The 17974-nt window shown below is 46.5% G+C and carries 14 protein-coding genes; 8 read left to right on the top strand and 6 right to left on the bottom strand.

Annotation, left to right across the window (positions count from 1 at the left end):
• Positions 1-68 precede the first annotated feature (68 nt).
• The 4 genes from hutG to hutU form a co-directional block, all read right to left on the bottom strand.
• Positions 69-899, bottom strand: coding sequence for an N-formylglutamate deformylase (hutG, locus tag I8J31_RS13415; RefSeq protein WP_199469186.1), 831 nt, complete (start codon positions 897-899; stop codon positions 69-71).
• On the bottom strand, positions 899-2131 hold the full coding sequence (gene hutI, locus I8J31_RS13410; RefSeq protein ID WP_199469090.1) for an imidazolonepropionase: 1233 nt from the start codon (positions 2129-2131) through the stop codon (positions 899-901). Before hutI ends, hutG begins: the two co-directional genes overlap by 1 nt.
• 9 nt (positions 2132-2140) lie before the next feature.
• Positions 2141-3679 (bottom strand): histidine ammonia-lyase, encoded by a 1539-nt coding sequence (gene hutH, locus I8J31_RS13405; RefSeq protein ID WP_199469089.1) that lies wholly within the window; start codon positions 3677-3679, stop codon positions 2141-2143.
• 183 nt (positions 3680-3862) lie between these two features.
• Positions 3863-5548, bottom strand: coding sequence for a urocanate hydratase (gene hutU / locus I8J31_RS13400; protein ID WP_199469088.1), 1686 nt, complete (start codon positions 5546-5548; stop codon positions 3863-3865).
• Between the two features lie 267 nt (positions 5549-5815).
• Here hutU and I8J31_RS13395 point away from each other — a divergent pair, with 267 nt between their 5' ends.
• Positions 5816-7225, top strand: coding sequence for a formimidoylglutamate deiminase (locus I8J31_RS13395; RefSeq protein WP_199469087.1), 1410 nt, complete (start codon positions 5816-5818; stop codon positions 7223-7225).
• Positions 7215-7823 carry a HutD/Ves family protein gene (locus I8J31_RS13390; RefSeq protein ID WP_199469086.1) on the top strand — a complete coding sequence of 203 codons (609 nt, stop codon included), beginning with the start codon at positions 7215-7217 and terminating at the stop codon, positions 7821-7823. Before I8J31_RS13395 ends, I8J31_RS13390 begins: the two co-directional genes overlap by 11 nt.
• Positions 7824-7846: 23 nt before the next feature.
• Here the strand turns inward: I8J31_RS13390 and hutC are convergent, their stop codons facing one another.
• Together hutC and I8J31_RS13380 are read right to left on the bottom strand one after the other, a co-directional pair.
• A complete protein-coding gene (gene hutC / locus I8J31_RS13385) occupies positions 7847-8602 on the bottom strand; it encodes a histidine utilization transcriptional repressor HutC (protein WP_325101206.1) in 756 nt (251 codons plus the stop codon).
• 48 nt (positions 8603-8650) lie between these two features.
• Positions 8651-9307 carry a cytochrome b/b6 domain-containing protein gene (locus I8J31_RS13380; protein WP_199469084.1) on the bottom strand — a complete coding sequence of 219 codons (657 nt, stop codon included), beginning with the start codon at positions 9305-9307 and terminating at the stop codon, positions 8651-8653.
• Between the two features lie 135 nt (positions 9308-9442).
• On the opposite strand from I8J31_RS13380, the gene I8J31_RS13375 reads away from it, so the two are divergent.
• The 6 genes from I8J31_RS13375 (at position 9443) to I8J31_RS13350 (ending at position 17927) form a co-directional block, all read left to right on the top strand.
• Positions 9443-10480, top strand: a complete 1038-nt coding sequence (locus I8J31_RS13375; protein ID WP_199469083.1) for an AraC family transcriptional regulator — start codon at positions 9443-9445, stop codon at positions 10478-10480.
• Positions 10481-10635: 155 nt separating this feature from the next.
• Positions 10636-11922 (top strand): Xaa-Pro dipeptidase, encoded by a 1287-nt coding sequence (pepQ, locus tag I8J31_RS13370; protein ID WP_199469082.1) that lies wholly within the window; start codon positions 10636-10638, stop codon positions 11920-11922.
• Between the two features lie 170 nt (positions 11923-12092).
• Positions 12093-13085 (top strand): tripartite tricarboxylate transporter substrate binding protein, encoded by a 993-nt coding sequence (locus tag I8J31_RS13365; protein WP_199469081.1) that lies wholly within the window; start codon positions 12093-12095, stop codon positions 13083-13085.
• 84 nt (positions 13086-13169) lie between these two features.
• Positions 13170-13685, top strand: a complete 516-nt coding sequence (locus tag I8J31_RS13360) for a tripartite tricarboxylate transporter TctB family protein (protein WP_199469080.1) — start codon at positions 13170-13172, stop codon at positions 13683-13685.
• An 8-nt stretch (positions 13686-13693) separates the two neighbouring features.
• Positions 13694-15196: a tripartite tricarboxylate transporter permease gene (locus I8J31_RS13355; RefSeq protein ID WP_199469079.1), complete on the top strand. Its 1503-nt coding sequence runs from the start codon at positions 13694-13696 to the stop codon at positions 15194-15196.
• A gap of 586 nt (positions 15197-15782) precedes the next feature.
• Positions 15783-17927, top strand: coding sequence for a methyl-accepting chemotaxis protein (locus I8J31_RS13350; RefSeq protein ID WP_199469078.1), 2145 nt, complete (start codon positions 15783-15785; stop codon positions 17925-17927).
• Positions 17928-17974 lie beyond the last annotated feature (47 nt).

Here is a 17974-nt window from a genome sequence, read left to right as displayed (position 1 = left end):
AAATATCACTTTACATTGTAGCCACTTTTGGCAGCACGCCATATCAAAAACAAGAAGTTAATAACACCTCACAACTTAGTATTAAGTAAAGCCTCTACCAGCGCTTGTAACTGCTGCTGGATCACGGGAAGTGTGCTGTCGTCCAGTTGGTATGTGGATTGTTTCGCCAGTTCGTCGTTTAGATAAGTGGCTTGGGAAAGTTCGAGTTGGATGGCATGAATGCCGGAGCGTGGCTGGCCGAAGTGGCGGGTGATGTAGCCGCCTTTGAAGCGGCCGTTGGCCACTTGACTGTACTGACTAGAAAGACAATTTTGCGCACTTTCCAATAGAGCAACAGAACAAGATTGCCCTTGATTCGTGCCCCAATTAAAGTCAGGAAGTGTGCCCTCAAACAACATAGGGACTTGCGCGGCGATGCTGTGGGCATCCAGTAAAATGGCATAGCCAAACTTGGCTTTTAAACGAGCTAATTCTGTCGCTATGGCACTGTGATAAGGCTGCCAAATGGCAGATTTATAATAGCTTCGTTGCGCGGCCGAAGGGGCAACCGATTCTTTAAAAACAGGGCTTTCATCAAACAATATGTCAGGAAAGAGCCCTGTGGTCTTAGTAGTATAAAGCGGTTTATCGTCTACAGGTCGATTAAGATCAATCACATAGCGGGAGTAATTAGCCTTAATACAGCTCACCCCAAGCGACGCTAAATCCCCATAGAGCTCAGGAATAAACCAGTCGGTATCAGGCAATTTTTGTGCTTGTTCGGTCAGCCCTGCGACGATTTCAGAGGGCACATTCACCCCCGAATGAGGCATGCTGATTAACAGCGGCGTATCGCCTTTCAAAAAATCAAAAGGGTCGTCTATGTTGCTACATAAAGACTGTCGTTCCACTTGGTTCATCACGTAATTATTCCTTGCTGAATGCGCTGCTTAACCAGTTGACCTCCTAACCAGTAACAAAGTTCACCCGGGCTTTCCACCTCCCAACAAACAAAATCCGCGACTTTCCCTACTTCCAACGAGCCATGGGAATCACTCATACCCAATGCTTGGGCGGCATGGAGTGTGGCACCAGCTAAAGACTCTTCTGGTGTCATACCAAACAAGGTACAGGCCATATTCATCATCAAGCGCAATGACAAGGCGGGCGAGGTGCCCGGATTGGCGTCTGTGGCAATGGCCATAGGGACACCATATTGTCGCAGTAAATCCATTGGCGGACGCTGGGTTTCTTTTAGAGTATAGAAGGCGCCGGGTAATAACACCGCAACCGTTCCCGCTTCCGCCATCGCTTTTACATCGGCCTCTTCGATGAATTCAATGTGATCTGCCGATAGGGCTTTGAAGGAAGCCGCCATACGAGCTCCACCCAAAGGTGACAATTGCTCTGCGTGAATTTTTACGGGTAAACCCAATGCTTGCGCGGTTTCAAAATAACGCTGTACTTGTGCTGTGCTAAAGGCGATGCCTTCACAAAAGGCATCGACGGCATCGGCCATGCCGAGCTCGGCGACTTTTGGCAGCATGGTATGGCATAGGTAGTCGATATACGCGTCTTTGTCGTCGTATTCTGGCGGCATGGCATGGGCGGCTAAGCAGGTACGTTTGATGGTCACTGGGAGCTCATCGCTTAACACCCCAGCCACTCGCAGCATTTTCAATTCACTATCAAGAGATAAGCCATAGCCGGATTTAATCTCGACCGTGGTCACGCCGTCTGCCATTAGGCTTTTCAGACGACGTTTTGCACTGGCGATGAGTTCCGCTTCGCTGGCTTTTCGGGTGGCGTTGACAGAAGCCGCGATGCCACCACCTTGCTTGGCGATCTCTTGGTAACTCACGCCATTCAAGCGCTGTTCAAACTCCCCTGCGCGATTGCCAGCAAACACTAAGTGTGTGTGGCAATCTATCAGGCCCGGAGTGACCCAGCCACCGCCCAGATCATGTTCTTGCTGAGTTTCATAAGCAGGTAAGTCACTCGCTTTGCCAAGCCAAGCAATACGGCCACCCGATACAGCAATGGCCGCATCCTCAATAATGCTGTAGTGCCCATTTTGCATGGTCGCCACATGAGCGCCAGTCCACAAACTGTCTAGAACCAAAGGCGTATCGTCTGTTTTCGAAAAGCGCATCAAGACACCCTATGCCATTAAACTTGGTAACAGATCGGCTGGCATGCTGTCATTATGGGCCGCTTCTAGTAGCAGCTCATTAGCCTTTTCAATGTCTGTCGCGAAATAACGGTCTTTATCATAAAAAGGCACACGAGCACGAAGTGTCGTACGCGCTTGCTCTAAACGTTCGCTACTTTTTAATGGTGCACGGAAATCCAGCCCTTGTACCGCAGATAAGATTTCTACTGCCAAGATACCGCGTGTATTTTCTGCCATGTCTTTCAATCGACGCGCTGCAAATGTGGCCATAGAAACGTGGTCTTCTTGGTTCGCCGAGGTGGGTAAGCTGTCTACAGACGCTGGATGTGCGTAGCTTTTGTTTTCACTCGCCAATGCCGCCGCGGTCACTTGTGCGATCATGAAGCCTGAATTTACGCCGCCATTGTCCACGAGGAACGGCGGTAATTTACTCAGGTTACTGTCGATCAATAAGGCCATACGACGTTCTGATAAGCTGCCAATTTCAGCGATTGCCAAGGCAAGGTTGTCCGCTGCCATGGCCACAGGTTCTGCGTGAAAGTTACCACCCGAAATAATGTCGCCCTCTTCTGCAAAAACCAATGGGTTATCGGAGACGGAATTGGCTTCCACGCATAAGACGCTCGACGTGCTACGAATTTGCTCTAAGCATGCGCCCATGACTTGCGGCTGGCAACGTAATGAATAAGGGTCTTGGACTTTCTCACAGTTTTCATGGGAGTTGCCCACTTCGCTGGTTTCGCCCAATAAATGACGATACGCGGCCGCAGAATCAATTTGTGTTTGATGGCCGCGCACTTCATGAATACGTGCATCGAAAGGGCTACGGCTACCTAGGGCCGCTTCAACCGATAAGGAACCACACACGATAGCAGAAGCGAATAAGTCTTCTGCTTCAAACAAGCCTTCTAGGGCAAAGGCTGTTGAGGCTTGAGTACCATTAAGCAGAGCCAAACCTTCTTTTGGTGCCAAGGTAATGGGCTCGAGGCCAGCAATAGACAGGGCCGCTTGACCAGAAATAACCTCACCACGGTAACGGGCTTTGCCTTCCCCAAGTAAAATCGTGCTCATGTGAGCCAAAGGCGCTAAATCACCCGATGCACCGACAGAGCCTTTTTTCGGAATGCAGGGATACACTTCTTTGTTGATGAGAGTTAACAAGGCTTCGATCACTTCTAGACGAATGCCCGAAAAGCCACGGGCAAGGCTGTTCACTTTAAGCGCCATGATCAGTTTAACGGTTTTGTCTTCCATCAATTCGCCAATACCAGCGGCGTGGGACAAGACAATGCTGCGTTGTAGCTCATCTAAATCTTCTGGAGCAATACGAGTATTGGCTAACAGACCAAAACCGGTATTAATACCGTAAACCGTGCGGTTTTCTGCAATCACATCGTTTACGACTTGGGTGCTGGCGTGAATGGCTGGAATCGCACTGGGGTCTAAGCTTAATTTCACCTTACGACGGCTAATCTGGCGCAATTCATTTAGGGTTAATTGACCCGGCTTAATCGTTAATTCAAACATGATATTCCTCAAATTTTATATCGCATCGCGTTAACTATTTCTAATACATTGAACGCTAAGAAAACTCGCTAACCCAAGCAAGGTGTGAAAAAAGCGACGCCCATGGATAGGCGCGGTAGACCATTGCCTACATGGATGTAGGCTGGTCGGCGTTTTCATACTTGTTTGGATGTCTGCAATCCGTTATTTAATTGCCATGGGTAAATTCAATCCCTGCTCTTTGGCGCAGTCAATCGCAATGTCATAACCGGCATCCGCATGTCGCATCACCCCTGTCGCCGGGTCATTATGAAGCACACGAGCAATACGAGCCGCTGCGTCGTCGCTGCCGTCACACACAATCACCATGCCAGAATGCTGAGAGAAGCCCATGCCGACACCACCACCGTGGTGCAAAGACACCCATGTCGCGCCAGAGGCTGTGTTCAATAAAGCATTCAGTAGCGGCCAATCGGATACGGCGTCAGAGCCATCTTTCATGCCTTCGGTTTCACGATTTGGGCTAGCCACCGAACCAGAATCCAGGTGATCACGACCGATCACAATAGGAGCAGATAATTCACCGCTGCGTACCATTTCGTTAAAGGCTAGACCAAGTTTTGCCCGCTGCCCCAAACCGACCCAACAAATACGCGCTGGCAGGCCTTGGAATTGAATGCGTTCACGGGCCATGTCTAGCCAATGGTGTAGGTGTGCGTCATCGGCGATTAGTTCTTTTACCTTGGCATCGGTTTTGTAGATGTCTTCTGGGTCACCCGATAAGGCCGCCCAACGGAAAGGGCCAATACCACGGCAGAATAAAGGTCGAATATAGGCTGGCACAAAACCTGGGAAGTCAAAGGCATTTTCCACGCCTTCTTCCATGGCCATTTGACGAATGTTGTTGCCATAGTCGAAAGTAGGAATACCCATGGCTTGAAAGTCCAGCATGGCTTGTACGTGTTTCGCCATGGATTGTTTGGCTGCGGTGACGATGTCTTTTGGCTGGGTTTGGGCTTTCTCTCGGTATTCTTCCCAGCTCATGCCGACAGGCAAATAACCGTTTAAAGGGTCGTGGGCCGAGGTTTGGTCGGTCACCATGTCTGGACGTATGCCTCGTTTGACCATTTCTGGCAGAATCTCAGCGGCGTTGCCACACAAGGCAATAGAAACCGCTTCGCCTGCTTGCGTGTATTTTTTAATGCGCGCCAGTGCGTCATCTAGGTCGGTTGCTTGTTCATCCACATAGCGGGTTTTCAAACGAAAATCGATGCGGCTCTGTTGGCATTCGATGTTCAACGAACAAGCGCCCGCCAACGTAGCCGCAAGTGGCTGAGCACCGCCCATGCCGCCTAGGCCTGCCGTTAGCACCCAACGACCTGTCAGTTTGCCATCATAATGTTGGCGACCGGCTTCTACGAAGGTTTCGTAGGTGCCTTGCACTATGCCTTGGCTACCGATGTAGATCCAAGAGCCGGCGGTCATTTGGCCGTACATGGCCAAGCCTTTTGCGTCTAATTCGTTAAAGTGTTCCCAGTTTGCCCAATGGGGCACGAGGTTGGAATTGGCAATCAATACTCGTGGCGCATTGCTGTGGGTTTTGAAAACGCCCACCGGTTTGCCAGACTGAACCAATAGGGTTTCGTCTTCTTCCAATTCTTTTAGCGATTCAACAATCTTGTCATAGCATTCCCAGTCACGAGCAGCACGGCCAATACCACCATAAACCACGAGTTCTTCTGGGTTTTCTGCCACCTCAGGGTCAAGGTTGTTCATCAGCATACGCATAGGTGCTTCAGTGAACCAAGATTTAGCCGTCAACTTTGTTCCTGTGGCGGCCTTCACTTCACCGGCACGAAAACGCTTTTGAGCAATCGTTTGTTTGGTCATCTTGCTTACCTTAAAACAGTGTTAAAATTTAAATGTATATACAACTTAAACAAAACATAATTTCTAACTCCAATAGATGCAAGGTTTTTTTATTATAATTAGACCGACACGTGTCAAGAAAACGAAATGCAATAGAGAAAAAGCCCATTAAATTAATGCTTTAGTCCACCAAGAAAGAGAATAAGAAAATAAACCAAAAGACAAAGTTGTATATACAACATATTTTCTATTACACTCAAAGCATTCAAATCAACCTAGGAATGGATTGTGACCAGCCAACCCCCAGCCAATTTTGATCACCAATACTATTATGCTGAACACGCTTTGCTTCCCTCAGGCTGGGCAAGCAAGGTGCTTTTTTCGACAAAAGGCGGTCAATTCGACTCTTTTAACGTCGGCAGTGCACCAACCCCAGACTGCCATATCCTATCAGGGCCGGTATTGCCGACGATGGCAAATGTGCATTCCCATGCCTTTCAACGCGTCATGGCAGGCGCAGCCGAAGTCAGCTTAAACCCCCACGACAGCTTTTGGAGTTGGCGGGACTTGATGTACAAGATCGTCCATAAACTCACGCCCGATGATGCTCGCGTTATTGCCACTCAGCTTTACATCGATATGTTGAAAGCAGGCTATAGCCAAGTAGGCGAGTTTCACTATTTACATCACGACCAAGGTGGCAAGCACTACAATCAACCGTCTGAAATGTCCTTGCAATTGATCCAAGCCGCAGACCATTCTGGTATGGGTTTAACCCTATTGCCTGCGCTTTATGCTCATTCGGGGTTCGGTGGACAAGCCCCACATGAAGGGCAGGCACGTTTTATCCATTCGACCGATTCTTACTTGGCACTTCATCAGGAATGCCAAGGCCACTTGGCAAACCACCCTCGTCACCAGCTCGGCGTTTGTTTTCACTCCTTACGCGCTGTCACCAAGTCACAAATAGAAACCGTGTTGGCGGAATTAAACGTCGCTTCAGATAGTAAAATGCCGATTCATATTCATATCGCTGAGCAGCAAAAAGAAGTGCAAGATTGTTTGCATTGGAGCGGACAACGCCCTGTTGAATGGCTCAATAATGAAATCGGTTTAAACGAGAATTGGTGCTTGGTTCATGCGACTCATCTTGATGTAAAAGAATTGAAAGCCATCGCCACCAGTAAAGCCATTGCGGGCTTGTGCCCAACCACAGAAGCCAATTTGGGGGATGGTATTTTCCCTGCGGTGGATTTTGAGCAAGCCAATGGTCGCTGGGGAATTGGTTCCGACAGTCATGTGAGCTTATCCATCGTCGAAGAATTACGCACCTTAGAATACGGACAACGACTACGTGACCAACAGCGCAATCGTTTACACAGACCAGAACAAAACAGCATTGGGGACAACCTTTTCCAGCAAGCGTTACTGGGTGGTAATCAGGCCTGTGACGTGACATTCGGCCTTGCCGCAGGCAACCGGGCTGACTTTATGGTACTGGATGATTCGACCCCCTTTATCGCAGCAAGCCAAACCGAAAACCTGCTCAACCGCTGGTTGTTTGCGTGCAATGAGAACCTTATCAAAGATGTTTTTGTGGCCGGTAAACACACCATAAAAAGCTTCAAACACGAACAACAAGAAGCCAGTCAAAGGGACTTTATCAGGGTCATTAAAAAGGTGATGTATGACACTTAATTCAAACGCCTATTCAAACTCAAATTACGACATCCTTTGTCCACGTGAATACAAACGTATGCTGTGGAAAAACGGCCTTGGTGAAACCCTAGAGATTTTTCAAAGTGAAGATGGCAGTGGTCAACGCTTTCGCATCAGCCAAGCGGCCGTGAAGGAAGACGGCCTATTTTCAAACTTCGAAGGAATGCACCGTACCTTGGTGTTGCTGTCTGGCGCAGGCATGACCCTTTCCCATAAAAATGCTCAAGGTGAATATACAGAGCATAGGTTGAGTTCCCCCTTGGACATGGCGAGATTTTCGGGTGGAGACCAAACCACAGCAACACTGAGTCATGGTCATATTGAAGACTTGAACATCATGGTGCGCGAAGCCGATACAACAGCAATCGTCACCGCCTGCTTTGCCACTGAGAATAGTAAACTAAAGTCAGCAGCACATAGCCTGCTCAGTGCCTTCTATAGCAATCAAACCTGTAAAGTCATGATAGATGAGACAGAAGAATGGGTATTAGAAGAAAATAGCTTGTTAATCATTAAACAGGGCGAAACACCCTGTTTAATCGAAGGAAGTGGTGTCTTTATCTGCATTACGGCATAGCGTTTTTAGAATCACAAAGTGAACTAACGACCAAAATGCCCAAATAATTGAAAACGAGAACCTGGGTGTAACAAACGCGTTGCGGTAACCAGCTCCTCCCCCGCCCAAGTACGACGCTGAATTTGCAAACAAGGCTCGGTATCAGAAATCTGCAATCGCTCGCACTCTTGTGGCGTAGGCAGGACAGCTTCGACCAAATGCTCCCCTTCTGTCATGGGCGCCACTCGCATTAGGTATTCATAAGACGTGTGTTTCGCAAAGTCTTGTTTGTCGTATTCTGGCGCGAGACTGGCGTTTACCACTCGTTCTTCGATTTGAATCGGCAGATCGTTTTCATAATGCAGAATCACGGAACGAAAAATAGCATGATTGGTACGCACACCCAGCACCATGGCTTCTTCTACTGTCGCCTTAGCGGCTTCTAATACTAACAATTCCGAGCGGTGTTTATGGCCTCGAACGGCGATCTCTTCCGCAATATTGTGTACTTCAAACAAGGCCGAGTGGGCCTTCTTTTCAGCCACAAACGTACCTAAGCCTTGATGTCTCACCAACAAACCTTCTGCCGTTAATTCTCGTAAAGCACGGTTCACCGTCATACGGCTCACACCAAGCGCTTTCACCACTTCTGCTTCAGAGGGAACCCGCTGATTTACTTGCCATTCGCCCGTGGAAATTTTCTGCGAAATGGCCAATTTCAGTTTGGCATAAATCGGCTGAGAGACATCTGGTAAATCATCAAATAAATTTGCGAGTATTGGCGTTGTTTGGTCAGACACTAGGCATTCCATGTGGTTATAAATTCAGGGTAAATAATAACGAGTGCTCTAAATAGGAATCATCCATAAGGCCGCCAACCAAGAAAGCCCTATTAATAAAGAAAAAATCACACCCCACCTAGGAGTTTTCACCGCAGGGACAGAAGCATAGGTTGCTTTACGACCATGAATCATTGCCATGATCAATCGTTCTTTAAAACAAAGCTCATGGTAGAGCACGGCCAATAAATGCATCGCGACCAAAGCCAAGAGTATATTTGGCAATAGGTGATGAATAGAGGCTAACTGACTTGATAAGTCCTCCGAGATTAAAGCATTAAAGGGACCGAACCAAAAAACTTCATCGCTCGTAAATAGGCCGCTTCCCCACTGAACGCTCAGCGCAACCAATAGAGCCACTACCATTAAAGCACCTAACGGATTATGACCCAGATAATGTTTTGGCTTGCCCATCATGAGAGATTTAGCATACCTAAAAACGACTTTTGGCCCTTTCACAAACTGACTAAAGAGCGCATAGCGAGAGCCATACAAGCCATATAAAACACGAGCAATGATGACGGCTGACAGACCGTAGCCCATATAAAAATGATACTGCACATAGTCAGCTTCTACTTTGCCAGTGATGATCAGACCAGTAAATAAAATCACCATAAGCCAATGGCTTATGCGAACAGGCCAGTCCCAAATCAGCTCTGATTTCATCACTGCTACTCCTCTTTATACTGAAAGAAAATACCTCTGCACTACACAGAATGACATTAAACACTTAGTTTTAAAATACAAGATCAAGTTTGCCGTCTATAGTTTAAAAGAAAGTATAGATAAGAAGGAGAAAAGATGTTTCTCGTTGTACTTGTCACCACTCTTGTTATTGTCACATTACTTACCTACTTACTATTCAGTGAAGGAAAGATTTTTGTCCGTCGGAATTCCGTGATTGATCTTTCCATAGAAGAGATTAGTAAAGACCTTGCCGACCTCACTCACTGGCCTCGCTGGTTGCCTTGGCTAATCTATGAAACAGACGCAGACATTTATTATGAATACGCTGAAGCTAAAGCTGACGTCATGTCGGCCTTACCTTCCTGCTTAAAATGGCAAGGTAAGTTAATTAAAGATGGCTATTTATGTTTGAAACCCGCTCGTTCAAACTCACACTCCTTCCAAATTTTACTCGAAATACCTGCTTTTTATCCCAATAATCTGCATTTCAGCATTAATCTCTCTAAACAAGGCTCACAAACACTGATTACTATGCAAATTAGTGCCAAAATCTCTTTTTTAAGCCGTTGGACAAGCAATCTACAAGCGATCAAAGCGAATAAGGATTTAGAGCTCGCTTTATTAAAACTAATCGATCATCTAGCACAATACAGCGAGCCTTCAAGCCACGAATGCCATGCCCCCTCTTTTGAGTGGCTAACCTGTGCAGAGCTAGACTGCTTCGATGCTGTTATGCGCCCTTTTATTGCCAATGAACAACCCATATCCCAAAAAATGACCCAAGGATTCCATGACTTAGCCATTGCCCTAGGACCAGAAAACCCACCGGCAGGGCCAAGCTTTGTGCTCTACAACAAGATAAATCTAGCCCAACATTATTTCTCTGGTTATTTAGGGATTCCTATTCAAAATCTCGTGCCCTGCGATATCCACCCAAAACGTTTAGTCTTAAAAGGAAAATACATACAAATTCGCTATGTTGGCATCTATAAAAACCTCGCACTCGCTTGGCACGTTGCCCACAATTACAGGCGTCTACATGGTTTACACCACCCCAAACATCGACCTAGTGTAGAAATATATGAAGTCAGACCTTCAAAAAAGAACTCAGCAGAACACTTTGTGACCAAGGTTTGCTTACCGGTTAAATAGCAAGATAAATACGGTAATTTGCATTTTCTAGACTATAAATGATCAACCATTTTCCTGTATGGTAAACACTTCTGGACTCCCCCTTTCCACGTCAAATTTCGGCACGATGCCTGTCTTTTGGCAGACATAAGTTTCACTTTTTGTGAGTACATTTTATGGGTAACAACACTTACCAAGCACACCTTTTTGTATTACAAGGTCGCTACGACAAGGCCATGGTACATTTTGAACTCGATGCGGTCGTCTTGGCGTCAGGGGAAAAAACTTATTATTTTCAAGATGACCATAGCCATCCGTTCCACGCCTATTCTGGTGCTCAACAATGGCTGCCTTTCCCCCTAAGCGCAGAAACCTACATTGTTCTGCAAACAGGGCAAAAGCCAACCCTAATCTGGCCTGTTCGTGACGACTTTTGGCACGCTCCAAACCCGATTCCAGAAGGAGATTGGCAACAGCACTGGAATATCATTCTCGCCAGAAAAACAGATAAATGGTTTTCTCATTTACCGAAGCAAACCGCTTGGCTCGGCCCACAGCCTATGACGTTTTCTACGCCTTGTGACGGTTTAAAAGCCTATGTGGATTTTGATAAAGCGGTTAAGACACCTTTTGAAATACAAGCCATCCGCCGCGCCAGCGAACGCGCAGTAAAAGGCCATATTGCCGCTAAAGAAGCCTTTTTGGCCGGCATGAGTGAACTAGACATTCACCTCGCCTTTTTACAAGCTAGCCAGCAAACCGCCACCCAAGAACCTTATCCTGGCATTGTTGGTATTAACCAGCATGCCGCTGTGCTGCACTACGAACATAAAGACATTCAGCAACAACCCAATTCGCTGACCCTATTAATTGATGCTGGCGCCAATGAGCACGGTTACGCCAGTGACATCACACGAACCTCTGTTCGTCACAACGATGATTTTAGTGCGCTAGTGGATAATATGGACACCATGGAACAAAAGCTGTGCAATAACGCCATGTCCGGTGTGTCTTATCAAGACCTACACCAAGAAACCCTTGGCGGAATCGCAAGGTTATTGCATGACCATAAAATTTGTTCATTGGGTGTTGAAGAGCAATTGGCAAAAGGGATTCCGCAAATATTTTTCCCGCATGGTTTGGGGCATCTGCTCGGTTTACAGGTTCATGATGTTGGTGGCCATCAAATTGATCGCGAAGGCACTCTAAACCTGCCGAACGCAAAAGCCCCTTTCTTACGTCTTACCAGACAACTAGAAAAAGACATGGTGATCACCATAGAACCGGGCTTGTACTTCATCCCCATGTTGCTAGAAAAAATGCAGGCAGAGATCGCCAACCATGGTTGTGACATGCAAAAAATACAACACTTTATGCCCTATGGTGGCATCCGTATTGAAGACAACCTAGTGATAAAAGATGACTTACCAGAAAATTTAACCAGAGAAGCCTTTGCAAGTTAAATTCAACAGCACATAAAGCAAGAATCCAAAGCCTTTTATGGGTAATATAGGCAGCCGACGTCCTCCTCAATCGCCTTTTATTAACAAAGGAGATTGAGGTTGAATTGCACCACCAGTGTCCAAGACACTTATAATAACACGGCTCTTACTAGAGCAAGCTGGAGACGATAATGAAAAAAACAACCATTGCTTTACTCGCTGCATTCTCCCTTTCTTCAACAGCAAGTTTTGCAGACTATCCAAGCAAAGACATACAAGGTGTGATCATGTGGGGAGCAGGCGGCTCAACCGATACCGTCATGCGCTCTATTGCCCCCCATGTAGAAAAAGAGCTAGGCACCGATCTCATCCTGACCAACAAAAGTGGTGGCGTTGGCGCTATCTCAATGAAGTACGTCAATAAGAAAAAAGCCGATGGTTATACCTTGTTAATGGGCGCCGAAAACCCTCAAATGCACAAGGTATTAGGGCTGTCTAATATTGATTACAGTGACATGACCCCTATTTCGTTATTGGCCCGCGGCACGCCTATGATTATGGCGCGAAACGATGCGCCTTATAATACGATGCAAGAGTTTATTGACTACGCCAAAGCCAACCCAAACAAGGTAAAAATTGGTTCCACAGGCAAAGGCGGCTTAACCTCCATCGTCTTAGCCATGCTGGCCTCGCAAGTGAAACTAGACTACATCAGCATTCCATACAAGGGGGATGGGCCTGCACTAACGGCTCTTCAAGGCGGCGCGATTGACGTGATGCCAGCGGTACTAGGTGCAGCGATTGAACAAATTAAAGCTGGTCGAATGAAAGCATTAAGCATGGTCGATGTGGAAAGAAACGCTTTGCTACCCGACGTAGCACCTATCACAGACACGCTTCCGGGCATGAAATCTTACCTACCATGGGGCCCCTTCTTTGGTGTGTTTGTGAAAAAAGGCACCCCTGATGAGGCGATAGAAAAACTGCAAAGCGCCTTTCAAAAAGCTGCCACTAACCCTGAATTTGTAAGTCTGATGCAAAACCGTGGTTACACCATCATGAATACCTCAGGGGAAGCCGCAAGTACCTTCCTTGAAGCTTACCGTTCTACCTCTTCTTGGCTCGTCCATGACGCGGGTTTCAGCAAATTTTCCCCAGAGAAGTTTGATATCCGCAAACCATAACAGCCCAATTATCTACTGACCTCATGGAATGGGGAGGCTAAAAATAGACTCCTCATTCTGTTTCCTGTTTCCTCTGGAGTCGTAATGCTCAGTCAACTTTCCGCTCAAAAAACACGTAAGCCAGGTGAGCGCTTGTTCTGTTTATTATTAGTATTAGGCAGTGTTTATTTATTTTGGCAAGCCTACAGTATTGCAGGCTTCAGCGAGTTAAGCTCTGCTGGTGCCTTTCCTATGGCGGCCTCTGCCGTGATGATTTTAGCTTCATCTATTATTTTCGTGAATACATTGAAGCTCCCCGCCGCCGAAGGTGTGCGTTTCATTTATCACTGCTTTCCACCCGTTGTTGCCATTATCATGGCGCTGATTTTAGTGTACGCCGTCATACTAGAAAACTTAGGCTTCATTCTTTCTAGCTTTTTGTTTTTATTTATCGCGATTCAGTTTTTATATCGTCGAAGTGTACTAACCACATTGTCGATTACCTTACTTGCCTTGATTGTGGTCTACATTATTTTTCGTCTCGTTTTTCAAGTCGTACTGCCGGAAGGCATAGTCCCTGAGCGCGACATCATTGCCTCAATAAAAGCCTTATGGAGATAGTCCCCCCTATGGACGCTTTGAACTTTTTCGCCATGTCTTGGCTGTCACCAGAATTATTAGGGTTAACCGCATTAGGCACTTTTTTAGGCATCTATGTCGGCGCGATTCCGGGCCTTTCTGTCACCATGGCCGTGTCAATATTGATATCATTCACTTTTTCATGGGATGTAAATAACGCCCTCTGTCTGATGGTGGGAGTTTACATGGGCGGTGTGTATGGCGGCTCCCGTACGGCCATTTTACTTAATATTCCGGGGGCGCCTTCTGCCATCGCAACCGCATTAGACGGTTATCCGCTAGCGAAAAAAGGCCTAGCAGGAGAGGCCATTGGTTTATCGACAGTAATGTCCGTGGTCGGCGGTTTTGTCGGCATCATTGTACTGGCTCTGGCGGCCCCAACAATTAGTGAATTCGCCATAACCTTTCAACCAAGGGATTACATGATGCTGGGGATTTTGGGCATTATGTTAGTGGGTTCACTGTCTGGCAATAGCTTAGCAAAAGGCATTTTCGCTGGCGCCTTTGGTTTGCTCATTGGCACCGTTGGTCTAGACCCAATGACAGCAGAGGAACGCTTTACCTTTGGCATTATTGAGCTTTGGGATGGCATTAACCCTGTCGCTGTCATGATAGGCCTGTTTGGCATTTCCGAAGCCCTACACCAGTTACATCACATGGATAAAGCCATCATCAAACAGAAGATTGCTCGCATTATTCCAAAAGGGTCCGATGTAAAAAAATACCTGCCCCTTAGCCTGCAAACTTCTTTTATTGGTGTCATCGTGGGTGCACTACCAGGAACTGGCGGCGACATTGCCGCACTCATGGCCTACGACCATGCTAAGCGGGTTACCAAAGACCCAGAAGTGCCTTTTGGCGATGGGGCAAAAGAAGGGTTAATCGCACCTGAGTCCGCCAACAACGCGGCAGTCGGTGGCGCTTACATCCCAATGCTAACCTTGGGTATCCCCGGCGATGCGGTAACAGCGGTCTTTATTGGCGCATTATTCATTCATGGTCTAAATCCCGGCCCACTGCTAATGGTAGAACAGCCTCACATGTTTTGGTTCACTGTGGGCAACCTAACCTTGGCGAATATTTTCGTATTGATTTTTGGCCTGACAGGCATTCGCTTATTTTCAAAAATCGTCGAATGCCCAAAAGGCGTGTTGATTCCGCTCATCTTTCTGCTTTCTATCGTAGGTGCTTACGCAATCAATAACGCCCTTACAGATATCTGGTGGATGCTGGCTTTCGGTGGGTTGGGTTACTTTATGCGCCTCTACGGATTCCCCGTCGGCCCTGTCATTTTAGGTGTGATATTAAGCTCTTTAACGGATGAGAACTGGCGACGAGCCATTCTTACCGAACGCAACAGTATGGCCGACCTGTTCCTTAACTTGTTCAGCAGCCCATTATCAACGCTATTATTCGTCACCATCGTCCTTATTCTTTTTACCCAGACCCCCATTTGGACAACCTGGTTAAAGCCGAAATGGACAAAAAAATAATGTCATTACCTCCCCCTTTTGGAAAAAGGGGGAATTAAAAATAAGAAAAACGAATGCTCACAGGTATGTGAGTATTAGACAGATTCATACCTTCCCTAAATCTACCTTATTATTCATCGATTTCTCCAAGTAAACCGCCATCAAATACTCAATAATCCTTACATAACGCGCACCCAAAGTGATCATAGCAAGCCCTTAATACCAATGGGCAAAGGAAAAACCTAATGCGTTGTTTCATATTGCTTTTTTACTTGAATAGTAAAGTTTTAATCAAACGCATTCTAACAACAACACTCAGCAATATTTTTTATTCACCTAACAGCGAAGTGAAAACGGACCAAAATATCGCAAAAAAGACAAGACGAACCAATTTGGTGCGCCACGTTATGCCGTATAAATTTAATAAATCACTGCTTTTTTCCTTCAACTCAGAAGAAAAGCAATGTCACCCCATAAGTTTAAGGTGAATCAAACTGAAGTTTTATACTGGCAAAACAATGGCAGAAAAATTGCTTTGTAAGGGTCTGTAAGTAGATGTAACTTTTTTGCAACGAGGCAAAAAATAACGCAGTGGAGCGGTTTAGATATGAGCTTAAAAAGCACTCAGATGTCCCTCACGCCAAAGGAGCGTCGTTGGTTAAATTGGTTTGGGAGTAACGGCAAACTCTCTCTTTTCTGGTCATGTTATTTAAATAAAGACACCTACCAAAATGTTGAAAAAACCTTTGAAGGCATTGCCAACACTAGGGTTAAATTACTCAACAGCTGGATAAATAATCAATGGTCTCAACTCGAAGTCTTATTAGAAAGAGTAAAAGGAAATTTCCCTAATATTGAGTTATCGGCCTTAGAAGAACGCCTAGGCATAGTGATTGATGTGTCCGAGTATTTTGTTATTGATGCACAAGGAAAAGTGATCAACTCCACTTTTAAAAAGCGCATTGGAACAACCGACTTACCCATGAAAGCGGTAAAATCAGGCCTAGAAAAGCCTTTTCTCCACGGCCCCTATATCGATCCAAACACCCTTAGCATTGGTGCATCCAGCTCCAAATTCCATGACGCTGTTACCCTAATGCTTTATCTGCCTATTAAACAAAATGGCGTCAGCGTTGGGGCTGTCTGTGCACGCGTTCCCAATGATGTATTGGGCGATCTAATCCAGCGTGAGGCGGGACATATTTATAAAGAATCCGGTGATAACTACCTATTCATGGTAAAAGCTGAATTCGATAAAAACATTTTACCGGGTACAGCGCTGTCTCGTTCACGCTTTGAAGACGACACCTTTAGCCATGGTGAAAACCTCAAAGGTGGTGTCAATACCAACTGGGGCACAGTCAAGGTTCAGCACCATACAGAGTTTGAAATCCGTTTTACTGACCCAGCCACCGAAGAGCTGCATCCAGGAGTACGAGAAACCATTAAAAATGGCCACAACCTCTTTGTGACTTACCCGGGCTATTCCGACTATCGACACATTCCTGTTATTGGCAAAGGCGTTACCTTTCAGCTAAAAGGCAGTCCAGATACTTGGGGCATGATGTGTGAAGGGGATTTAGAGGAAGTGTATCGCCGTCGCTCTATTAACCTAAAACTGATGAAAGGTTATTTGCTGGCCGCCTGTTGCCCTCTTATTCTCAGCGAAGCCCTGTCAGTCTATAGCAGCTTATCCACCACTGCCATTAGCGCCATTTCCTTTGCTACGCTAGCCATTACAGGGTTGTTGTTCCATGCCTTTGGGTCCAAAAAAATCAGCCACAGCATGACGCAAATGACAGAAGTTATTCAAACCATCGCGGAAGGGGAAGGCAACCTAAAACAGCGCCTAGATGATGCGACCCTCAAAAACGATGAAACCGGTGATATGGGGCGCTGGATGAACAGCTTTATTGATAACCTAGACAACACCATGGGACAGGTAATCTCGGCCAGCACCAATGTTAAAAACTCCAATGAATTTATGGTACGAACCAATGAAGAAGCCCTACAAGCCTCCCATTATCTAGATTCCACCGTCGAATCCATGCTGAACGTATTTCAACAACAGGTTGATGAAGTACAAAGCGCCTCACAAACCGCCGATGCCCTCAAGCAAACCATGGAACAAGTCGTTTCAGAAAGCAAATCTCGATTAGAAGTGGCCAAAACCGGCACCCAAGAAATACGTGACGTGGTACGTAAAACCGCAGAATCGGTTAAATCACTGGACCAAAGAACCAACGAAGTGGCAAGCATCATCTCGGTCATCTCGGACATCACCAACCAAACCAACTTACTCGCCTTAAATGCCGCGATTGAAGCGGCTAGAGCAGGAACACATGGCCGAGGCTTTTCCGTCGTTGCCGATGAAGTACGTAATCTCGCTTCGAAAACCGCACTAGCGGCCGAAGAAATTCAAACCATGTTAGAAGGCATACAAGCAGAAACTCAAAGTGCCGTCGCCTTTATGGAAAAAGGCGCGGAAAATGTGGATAAAAACCTACAGGCCAGTGAGCAAACGAATACCGGAGATCAAGCCCTGTACAGCTTAGTCGATACCATGTTTGAAGCCATTTTGTTACTCAATGACAGTAACAAGGAAAACGCCAATACCGCGCAGGAAATGGGCGCCGCAACAGAACAAATGAAACGCTCCATCGCCGCCCTGCAAAGACGCTCGTCTCGGGTAGGGTTATCCGCGCTCAAACTGAACTCCTTGGTCGGCGAGTTTCAAGTAACGGCAAGGTAAGCCATTGCGGTAAGGAATACTCGCTTTAAATGAACCTTTGCTCCTGC

This window comes from Marinomonas transparens (assembly GCF_016463975.1).
Lineage (GTDB): Bacteria > Pseudomonadota > Gammaproteobacteria > Pseudomonadales > Marinomonadaceae > Marinomonas > Marinomonas transparens.
This window is presented reverse-complemented; position numbering and strand designations above follow the sequence as displayed.